The sequence below is a fragment of the Thermodesulfovibrionia bacterium genome (genome assembly GCA_030646035.1).
Taxonomy (GTDB): domain Bacteria; phylum Nitrospirota; class Thermodesulfovibrionia; order UBA6902; family UBA6902; genus JACQZG01.
This window is the reverse complement of sequence record JAUSMY010000021.1, coordinates 1-1293: the sequence shown is the minus strand read 5'-3', so window position 1 is coordinate 1293 and position 1293 is coordinate 1. Positions and strand designations below refer to the sequence as shown.

The window sequence follows — 1293 nt, the reverse complement described above, 5'->3', positions numbered from 1 at the left end:
GGCTCTTCGTGACTTTATATGGGTGAGTTAGTTCTTTGAATGATATTTGCCTCCATGAACAGCAAGCAATTATTTGAGATTGCCTTGGGCGATATCAGCCCTTGGCAGGTAGTTTCGATTGATTTTGAGATTGGTGAATCGGGCAACAAGGAGTTGCACATTCGCCTTGATTTTCCTGCCGGAAGCACCTTTTTGGACGATCTGGGTGTCCCCTGCAAGGCTCACGACACAAACGATCATACTTGGCGCCACCTCAACTTCTTCGAGCACCATTGCTACCTCCATGCCCGAGTTCCTCGCATCAAAGACAGCGGTGGGTCGGTCAAGACAGTTCAAGTGCCTTGGGCTCGTCGCAACACTGGCTTCACCTTGCTTTTCGAGGCCTTTGCCATGAGTCTGATCGAGTTAGAGATGCCGGTCCTTAGCGTTGCTCGCTTGGTGGGCGAGCGTGACCAGCGCATCTGGAACATCTTTAAGCACTACGTCCGGAAGGCTCGGGCTAATACAGACTACACTGGTATCCAGCGGGTCGGCATGGACGAGACCTCTTTTCGGCGCGGCCATGACTATGTGACCGTTGGGGTCGATTTGGACACAACACGGGTTTTCGACGTTACAGAGGGCAAAGACCAATATTCTGTAGCAGTTTTAGCTGCTTTTTTGGATGAAAATGGCTCGCCCAGCGAGGCTGTCGAACAGGTCAGTATTGACATGTCGCCTGCCTTTATCGCTGGCTGCTACGAATACTTGCCCAACGCCGCCATCACCTTCGACCACTTTCACGTCACCAAAGTGGTCAACAAGGCCATGGACGATCTGCGCAGAATCGAACGCCAAGAGTGCAGCGAACTCAAGAACCATAAGTACACCCTGCTAAAAAACAGCGACAACCTCAGCGACAAAAAATTCGACGAACTGCTGGAACTCATCACATTGTACCCTAAACTCGGAGAAGGATACCGACTCAAAGAACTGTTACGCGAATTCTGGAACTTCAACGACATCAAAATGGCCGAAAAATTCCTCAAAGACTGGTGCAAGCAAGCCGACAAAAGCGGCATTTTCCCATTTCAAAAAGCGGCAAACACAATACGTGCACATTGGTCTGGAATCCTCAATTACGTCAAATCTAAAATCAACAACGGAATCCTCGAAGGCATCAACTCTAAAATCCAACTTGCCAAACGACGAGCTAGAGGTTACCGGAACAAAGACAACTTTATGAACATGATCCTTTTCACTTGCGGCAAACTCAACTTTAAGCACTCACCCATATAAAGTCACGAAGAGCCA

Annotated in this window: 1 protein-coding gene; it reads left to right on the top strand. The window is 49.0% G+C overall.

Features of this window, described 5'->3' with window-relative positions:
* Positions 1–54 precede the first annotated feature (54 nt).
* Positions 55–1278 (top strand): ISL3 family transposase, encoded by a 1224-nt coding sequence (locus Q7U10_02870; GenBank protein MDO8281559.1) that lies wholly within the window; start codon positions 55–57, stop codon positions 1276–1278.
* Positions 1279–1293 lie beyond the last annotated feature (15 nt).

Coding starts and splice junctions, on each gene's coding strand:
- Q7U10_02870 (MDO8281559.1), top strand. CDS start 55: ATGAACAGCAAGCAATTATTTGAGATTGCCTTGGGCGATATCAGCCCT.